Origin of the sequence: Actinomadura geliboluensis, assembly GCF_005889745.1 — a bacterium.
Classification (GTDB): domain Bacteria; phylum Actinomycetota; class Actinomycetes; order Streptosporangiales; family Streptosporangiaceae; genus Spirillospora; species Spirillospora geliboluensis.
Genome location: NZ_VCKZ01000407.1, coordinates 1 through 7,899 on the forward strand (window position 1 = coordinate 1; position 7,899 = coordinate 7,899).

Consider the following 7,899-nt stretch of genomic DNA (forward strand, 5'->3'; position numbering starts at 1 on the left):
GTGCTGAAGATGGCCTTCCGCCGCAGCCCGTCCCCCTCGCCGCGGACATTAGGCATTCCCAGTGAAACGCTCATCCCTCTCCGCAGAGAAAGCGGTAACGGTCCTGACGACCGCCTCGGGACATTCCCGGGCCGGGGCGGAGCGCGGGACGAACCGCCGGGGGCGTGGTAACTGACTCGTCAGTCACTTCGCTAGAGTGAACCGAGTCGGATTCTGCCCATGCCGCCCACAGGGTGCGAGCGAATTGCAGCAGGTAGCAAGCAGTAGGGAGCGCGCGGATGCGGACTGGTCTTGACGGAAGAACGGCCCTGGTCACCGGGGCGTCCCGGGGCATCGGGAAGGCGATCGCGGCGGCGTTCGCCGCCGAGGGCGCCAACGTGGTGATCTCCTCCCGCAAGCAGGAGGCGCTCGACGAGGTCGCGAAGGAGATCGGCGCGGCCAGCCCCGGCGCCAAGGTGCTCGCCAAGGCGGCGCACGTCGGCCACGCCGACGAGGCCGCCGCCTGTGTGGAGGCGGCCGTCGCCGAGTTCGGCGGCATCGACATCCTGGTCAACAACGCCGGGACGAACCCCTACTACGGCCCGATGGCCGACATCGAGCCCGCCGCCGCGGCCAAGACCGTCGAGGTCAACCAGTTCGCGATCGTCCAGTGGACGCAGCTCGCGCTGAAGGCGGGACTGGCCGAGCGCGGCGGCGCCGTCATCAACATCGCCTCCGTCGGCGGCATGATCACCGAGCACGGCATCGGCTACTACAACGCCACCAAGGCCGCCGTGATCCACCTCAGCCGGCAGTTCGCGATGGAGCTGGCGCCCAAGGTGCGCGTGAACTGCATCGCCCCCGGCCTGGTCAAGACCCATCTCGCCCGTGCGCTCTGGGAGCCGAACGAGGCGGAGATCAGCAAGCACATGCCGCTGCAGCGGCTCGGGGAGCCCGAGGACATCGCCAACGCGGCCGTGTTCCTCGCGGGCGACGCCTCGTCCTGGATGACCGGGCAGACCCTCGTCGTGGACGGCGGCGCCACCATCCGCGCGTCGATCGCCTAGGAGGCACGCATGTCACGCTGGGGACTGACCATTCCGCTCACCGGGCTCCCGCTGGCCGAGCACCGCGAGCTCGTCGCCGAGCTGTCCGGGCTCGGCTACACCGACGCCTGGTCCGCCGAGACCAACGGCACCGACGCGTTCACCCCGCTGGCGCTCGCCTCCCAGTGGGGCCCCGAGCTGCGCCTCGGCCCCGCGATCGTCCCGGTCTACACGCGCGGGCCGGCGCTGCTGGCCCAGCACGCCGCCACCCTCGCCGACCTCGCGCCCGGACGGTTCGTGCTCGGCATCGGCACCTCGTCCGACACGATCGTCCAGCGCTGGAACGGGATCGCGTTCGACGAGCCGTACAAGCGCGTCCGCGACACGCTGCGCTTCCTGCGCAAGGCCCTCGCCGGGGAGAAGGTGAAGGAGGAGTACGACACCTTCGCCGTCAAGGGCTTCAAGCTGGACAACGTCCCGGCGACGCCGCCGCCGATCGTCCTCGCGGCGCTGCGCCCCGGCATGCTGCGGCTCGCCGCCCGGGAGGCCGACGGGGCGATCACCAACTGGCTCGCGCCGAAGGACGTCCCGACGGTGCGCGGCGTGCTGGGCGACGAGCCCGAGCTGATCGCGCGGCTGTTCGTGTGCCCGACCGACAATGCCGAGGAGGCGCGCGCGATCGGCCGCTGGATGATCGCCGCGTACATGACGGTCCCCGTGTACCGGGCGTTCCACGAGTGGCTCGGCCGGGGCGAGGCGCTGCGGCCGATGAACGAGGCGTGGGCGGCCGGCGACCGGAAGAAGGCGCTGGAGGTCATCCCGGACGAGGTCGTCGACGACCTGATCGTGCACGGGTCGCCCGAGGCGTGCCGCGCCCGCGTCCGCGAGTACGTGGACAGCGGCCTGACCACGCCGGTTCTGGCGGTCGTCCCGGGCGGCGGGCTCTCCCCGGTGGAGGCCGTGCGGGCGCTCGCGCCGAACGCGGACTGACACCTCCTGATCACGTCTCGATGTTTGCCCCCACCCTTCACTGGGGAGGGTGGGGCAGATCCGACAGACAGCCAGAGACGTGAGGAGCTGATCGTGCTCACGCTGACCAGCGGTGCCGTCCAGGTCATTCGTACAGTGACCGCGAACCCGGAGCTTCCGCCGGAGACCGGCATCCGCATCGAGTCCGGGCTCGACGGCTCGGACGCGCTGCGGCTCTCGGTCGCCCCCGCGCCCGAGGCCGGCGACCAGGTCGTCGAGGAGGAGGGCGCCAAGGTGTACCTGGAGCCCACCGTCGCCGAGATGCTCGACGACAAGACCCTCGACGCCCAGGTCGACCCGCAGGGGGACGTGGCGTTCACCATCGCGGAGGGAACCGAGGGCACCCCTACCTGACTCCGCCCGAACGACGTGCGAGGGCCGGGGCCGCCGCGGGCGGCTCCGGCTCTCATGCGTTCAGCGCATGGCCGCGACGACGGCCACCACGGCGAACACGAACGCCACCGTGGTGAGGATCATGAACGCGGCGATCACCGCGCAGGCCAACCCGCGCGGCTGGTCGCGCCATGTGCCGTAACGGTCGCGCACTTGCCGGTCCAGATCCTGGAGTGGAGCGCCAGCGGAGCGGAAGGAGCTGGACCGGCGGCTCTCCTCGGGGGGTCTGGGGGGTCGTCCCCCCAGAGGAGACCCGTCCAAGTCTTCCCGGGACGGCCGTTCCGCGTCGGGGGAGTCGGGCGAAGACGGGGTCGTCACGCTCGCCAGTCTCCCAGATCCACTACTCGGGGAAGGACGGGTGCGGGCCGAGCGCCCAGTATTCGTACAGGCCGTAGCCGGTGACGGCGTCGGTCGGCTGCGCGCCGTCCAGGTACTCGTACCGGCCGACCGCGTCGACCATGCCCCACATGCGGGCGGCGTCGTCCGGCTTGCGGACGTCGTGGGTGACGCCCTCCACCTTGAGGTCGGGCCCCTGGTACATGCCGTGCTTCCAGCCGGGCTCCAGCCCGTAGCCGGTGCCGACCATCATGTGGACGGGCAGGATCGGCGTGGCCCTCACCTCGAACGGCTCGCCGCCGGGCGGTGCGAAGCGGAGCGTGGCGGTGACCACGTCGCGCGTGCCCTCGGCGTACTCGGGACGGTATTCGGGACGTCCGAGATACTCCGCCTCACGGTCGGGCCAGACGCGGGTGGCCTCTTCCAGGACGCGGCGGCCCTTCTCGTCCTCCTGCACGATGCAGAGGATCGAGTGGTCCTCGAACTGGATCGGCGTGTACAGCCAGTAGAACGTGCCGGCGTTCTTTACCTGGATGCCGGGCGGCTCCGCCTCGCCCACGGGGCGGATGCCCCAGGACCGGTCCCGCGAGCCCCACCAGTGGTCGGGCGTGACGTCGATGGTCTCGCCGTCGACCGTGATGGTGCCCGTCCAGCGTCCGGTCTGGGCGAGGCGCCGCGAGTCGAACATGACGCGCTCCTGCCAGCGCAGGTAGTGCGGCGGCTCCAGGGTGGCGGGGATCGACCCCTCCCAGGTCAGGTCGAACGCCAGGCCGTGCTCGTTCTCGTCCAGGACGACCCTGAGCCGCTTCAGCCCCTCGATGACCTCGACGCGGAACGGTCCGACCGTGGTGTCCATGCGGTCGTTCCCCAGCTCGCGGGACGCCCGGACCACCTTGTGGATCGGGCCGCGCCGCACGACGGCGAACGCGTCCATCACCCCGAGGTTCGGGTACTGCCCGACCCCGATGATCAGCATCAGCTCGTCCGAGCAGGGGTGGACGTTGAAGTAGTACCGGTCGTAGAAGTTGCGGTCGGACGTGGTGACGTGCCGCATCACCTCGGGCGCCTGGTGGATCGGGTAGTCGTCGAGCGGCGACAGCGTCACTGGTCCCCTCCGAGGATGCGGGCGAGCAGCTGCGTGCAGTTGTTGTTGTGGGGGAAGTCGGCGGTCTGGTCGATCCAGCCGAAGTCGATCATCGCCTGCCCGATCCGCGCCATGATCACGGAGAACTTGAAGCCGGACAGGATCTCGTAGTACGCCATGTGCCGCATCGGGCGGCCGAGCAGCTCCTCGTACCGGGCGACGGTCTCGGCGTAGGAGGGGAAGCCGTCCAGCCGGGCGGCGCCGACGCCCTCGCTGTGGTGCCGGTCGAGGAACATGAACCAGGCGAGGTCCTCCTCGGGCGCGCCGAGCGCGGCGGTCTCCCAGTCCAGGACGGCGGCCGGCGCGCCCTCCTGGAAGATCACGTTGCCGATGCGGGCGTCGCCCCACAGCGCGACCGGCTCGTCCGGTTCCTCGGGGCGGTTCGCCTTCAGCCACTCCAGCGCCTTGAGCGCCGTCTCCTGCGGCCCCTGGTAGGCCCAGTGCAGGTAGTGCTCGTAGTAGTTGAGCCGCTGGTCGAGGCCGGGCCTGCCCCACTTGGGCTGGTCGAGGAAGCCGAGCCCCAGCTCCCGGACGTCCAGCCGGTGCAGGACGGCGAGGATCTCCAGCGTGGACCACCACATCGCGGCCCGCTCCTCCGGCGCGGCCTCGGTCACCCAGCCGTCCATGTGGTACGGCGGCATGTCGGTGGGGACGCGGCCGTCGACCCGTCCCATCACGAAGAACGGGGCGCCCAGCACGTCCGGGGACGGCTCGTACCAGCGGATCGGCGGCACCGGGACGGCGGTGCGCTCGTCCAGGATCCGCATCAGCCGGTACTCCTCGGCGAACCGGGGCTCGGGGAAGACCTGGTACTTCGCGGGGGCGACCCGCGCGACGAGCGGCTCGCGGCGGGTCTGGCCGCCGTCCGTCCACTCCGCCTCGAACAGCAGGGTCTCGTTGGAGAACCCGCTGGTCTGCGGGGTCTCCACGGCGGGGATCGCGGCGCCGGGCAGCCGCCCGGCCAGCCAGCCCCCCAGCGCGCGTCGGGTGATCTCGGGATCGCGTTGGTCGGGAACGGGCATGCCGCCTCCTTGCGCCGCACCAAAAGTAGAACGTGTTCTATCAACGAGCCGGGGGGCGGTCAATGGGTGCGGCCGCCCCGGCGTGAAAACATGGCCTGATGCAGTTGACGAAGCTCGGGCACGCCTGCGTCCAGATCACCGACGACGACCGCACGATCGTCATCGACCCCGGCGCCTTCAGCGACGGGGCGGCCGGCGCGCTCGCCGCCGCCGACGCCGTGCTGATCACCCATGAGCACTTCGACCACTTCGACGCCGACGCGCTGCGCGCCGCGATGGCGAAGCGGCCCGAGCTGGAGGTCTGGACGTCCCGCGTCGTCGCGGAGAACCTCGCCGACCTGGGCGGGCGCGTCCACCAGGTGGGCCACGGCGACGCCGTCACGATCGCCGGTTTCGACGTCCACGTCTACGGCGAGGAGCACGAGATCCTGCACCCGGACGTGCCGCCCATCCCGAACGTCGGCTTCCTGGTGAACGGCGAGGTGTTCCACCCGGGCGACGCGCTGACCGTCCCGTCCGAGCCCGTCCCGACGCTGTGCCTGCCCGGCAACGCGCCCTGGATGAAGGTCCCGGAGCTGTTCGAGTACACCCGGGCGGTCCGTCCCGAGCGCGCCTTCGTCATCCACGACGGACTGCTGAACGACATCGGCCTCAAGGTGATGGAGACCGCCGTCACCAACGCGGGCAAGGAACAGGACAAGGAGTTCCGCCGCCTCGCCCCGGGCACGACGGTGGATCTGGCTGCCAAATGACCGGTTCCCCCCAGCCCCCCGACCCCGCCCCGGCGCGCGACCTCCGAACCGCACCACCGCTGATCCAGGCGGTGTTCTTCGACATAGGCGAGACCCTCATCAACGAGGGGGAGATCTACGGGCGCTGGGCCGACTGGTTCGGCGTCCCCAGGCACACGTTCCTCGCCAAGCTGGGCGCGCTGCTCGCCACGGGCGGCAGCCACATGGACCTCCTGGAGTACTTCCGGCCGGGCTTCGACCTGGCGGAGGAGGAGCGCCGCCGCGCCGAGGCGGGCGTCCCGAACGGGTTCGGGCCGGACGACCTGTACCCGGACGCGCGGGCCTGCCTGTCCGGGCTCCGCGACCAGGGCCTCTACGTCGGCATCGCCGGCAACCAGCCGGTCGAGGCGGCGGCGCACATGGCGGCGATCGGCCTGGACGCGGACGTCGTCGGCATCTCGGACGTGTGGGGCGTCAGCAAGCCGTCCCCCGAGTTCTTCGAACGCTGCGCCCAGCTCGCCGACGTGCTCCCCGACCGCGTCCTGTACGTGGGCGACCGCATCGACAACGACGTCCGTCCCGCCCTGGAGTTCGGGATGCGGGCGGCGTTCCTGCGGCGCGGCCCGTGGGGGCACATCCAGGAGGACGACGCGGCGCTCCGCGACTGCCTGTTCGTCCTGGACGACCTGGTCGGCCTGCCGAAACTCGTCGCCGAGTACAACGCCCCGTAGCCCCGCGGCACGTCCGGCCGGGCCCTTAGGGGATGTCCCCTAATCCCCGAGTATGGCGCCGGAACGGGCCCTGCGGCCGATGTGGGACGCCCTGCCCGGTTCGTAGCGTGGGTGACGTGGCCGCGAGGAACGCGCGGCCGTGTTCACCGCTCGACGAATCGGGGAGAGAAGAACCCATGAACGGTCTCTACCGCCCGCGCAACGGCCGGATGATCGCGGGCGTCTGCGCCGGGCTCGCGCGCCGGTTCGGCATGACGCCCGGGATGGTCCGCCTGCTCTTCGTGCTGTCGTGCCTGCTGCCGGGCCCGCAGTTCGTGGTCTACCTGGTCCTGTGGGTGATGATGCCGGACGAGGACCGGCACATGGCGGGTGCCCGCTAGCTCAAGATCATCGATAGCGCTCGACCAGGCCCGCCCATGGGTGTTAGATCGGGGCACCACCATCGGACCCCTTCCACCGCCCGGTCGCCCGGGCGGGGAACGCGGGAAGGGGCCCGTCCCTCCGTGGGAAGGGGAGGAGCCAGGTGCCTGAGGAGGCCGCCGCCGCGCGCGAGGCGGAGTACGCGGCCCGGCTGCTGGGCTTCCTGCGCGACCTGGCGCGGGCCCGGCGGCGCCCGTCCCGCGACCTCGCCGGCCACGACCACGTCGAGTGGCTGGCCGACCTGCCCGGCGACGTCTACGTGGAGGCGGACGCCGGGCCCGGCGACGTCCTGTTCAGCGTCCCCGTCATCCCGCTCACGCCGCCCGTCGTGCTGGAGGAGTTCGACGGCTGGCTGGCGCTCCGCAACTGGTACCGGGTCCTGCGGGAGCTGGCCGGGCAGGAGGTCGTGCTCGCGACCGGCCTGCTGTCATGGCGGCCCGCCGTCCACGACCACCTGCTGAGCACGCCCGTCCGCATCGTCGTCGACGAGCGCACCGAACGCGTCGACGTCGTCCTCACCGGGCACACGACCCTGCGCGACCGGGAACTGCTCGCCGGGCATCCCGGGTTCCGGCCCGCCGGCTGGATCGCGGACGCCGTCCAGAACGGCCAGGGCTTCGGGCTGAACCCGTCGGTCGGGGACGTCCTGCGCAAGTGGTCCCAGACCGCGCTGACCGGCCCCGCCGAGTACCGGGAGGACTGGGCGCCCGGCACCGATGCCGGGCCGCCCGCCCCGCGCATCCGGCTCGCGCCCGCGCTGGTCGTCCGGCCGCCGGGCCGCGGCGCCGTCGCCGACCACCACGCCCGGCTGCTCGCCCTGCTGCCGCGGCGCGTCCCGGACGGGCTGGCCCGGCTGGTGTCACCGGGCCGAAAACCGCAGGTCATGCACATCGCGGAGCGGGCGCCGGAGACCGTCCCCGACCTGCTCGCCGGGATGCTGGCGCGCGGCCACCGGGTGCTCGTCGCCACGTCCGGGCCCGGCGCGTCCGCCGCGCTGCGCGCCGCCCTCCCGCCCGGGCTCGCCGCGCTCACCGCGACCGACGCCGCCACGGGCGCGCAGGTGCGGGA

Annotated in this window: 9 protein-coding genes and 1 pseudogene; 7 read left to right on the top strand and 3 right to left on the bottom strand. The window is 72.0% G+C overall.

The window, feature by feature from the left end; all coding sequences use genetic code 11:
• The first annotated feature begins 278 nt into the window (after positions 1–278).
• The 3 genes from ETD96_RS36600 (at position 279) to ETD96_RS36610 (ending at position 2,408) form a co-directional block, all read left to right on the top strand.
• A complete protein-coding gene (locus ETD96_RS36600; RefSeq protein WP_138641064.1) occupies positions 279–1,046 on the top strand; it encodes an SDR family oxidoreductase in 768 nt (255 codons plus the stop codon).
• A 9-nt stretch (positions 1,047–1,055) separates the two neighbouring features.
• Positions 1,056–2,015: an LLM class F420-dependent oxidoreductase gene (locus tag ETD96_RS36605; protein ID WP_138641066.1), complete on the top strand. Its 960-nt coding sequence runs from the start codon at positions 1,056–1,058 to the stop codon at positions 2,013–2,015.
• A 93-nt stretch (positions 2,016–2,108) separates the two neighbouring features.
• Entirely contained in the window at positions 2,109–2,408 is a 300-nt protein-coding gene (locus ETD96_RS36610; protein WP_138641067.1) for a Fe-S cluster assembly protein HesB, read from the top strand.
• Between the two features lie 60 nt (positions 2,409–2,468).
• On the opposite strand, the gene ETD96_RS47760 is transcribed toward ETD96_RS36610, so the two are convergent.
• The 3 genes from ETD96_RS47760 to ETD96_RS36620 form a co-directional block, all read right to left on the bottom strand.
• On the bottom strand, positions 2,469–2,600 hold the full coding sequence (locus ETD96_RS47760; RefSeq protein WP_274704675.1) for a hypothetical protein: 132 nt from the start codon (positions 2,598–2,600) through the stop codon (positions 2,469–2,471).
• Between the two features lie 187 nt (positions 2,601–2,787).
• Positions 2,788–3,888: an Rv3169 family protein gene (locus ETD96_RS36615; RefSeq protein ID WP_171069400.1), complete on the bottom strand. Its 1,101-nt coding sequence runs from the start codon at positions 3,886–3,888 to the stop codon at positions 2,788–2,790.
• Positions 3,885–4,949 (bottom strand): phosphotransferase family protein, encoded by a 1,065-nt coding sequence (locus ETD96_RS36620; RefSeq protein ID WP_138641069.1) that lies wholly within the window; start codon positions 4,947–4,949, stop codon positions 3,885–3,887. Before ETD96_RS36620 ends, ETD96_RS36615 begins: the two co-directional genes overlap by 4 nt.
• A gap of 98 nt (positions 4,950–5,047) precedes the next feature.
• Here ETD96_RS36620 and ETD96_RS36625 point away from each other — a divergent pair, with 98 nt between their 5' ends.
• The 4 genes and pseudogenes from ETD96_RS36625 to ETD96_RS36640 all read left to right on the top strand — a co-directional run.
• A complete protein-coding gene (locus ETD96_RS36625; RefSeq protein ID WP_138641071.1) occupies positions 5,048–5,701 on the top strand; it encodes an MBL fold metallo-hydrolase in 654 nt (217 codons plus the stop codon).
• Positions 5,698–6,411, top strand: coding sequence for an HAD family hydrolase (locus tag ETD96_RS36630; protein ID WP_138641073.1), 714 nt, complete (start codon positions 5,698–5,700; stop codon positions 6,409–6,411). Before ETD96_RS36625 ends, ETD96_RS36630 begins: the two co-directional genes overlap by 4 nt.
• A gap of 176 nt (positions 6,412–6,587) precedes the next feature.
• Entirely contained in the window at positions 6,588–6,791 is a 204-nt protein-coding gene (locus ETD96_RS36635; RefSeq protein ID WP_138641074.1) for a PspC domain-containing protein, read from the top strand.
• A gap of 143 nt (positions 6,792–6,934) precedes the next feature.
• Positions 6,935–7,899: pseudogene (locus tag ETD96_RS36640) on the top strand (hypothetical protein); the annotation flags it as partial.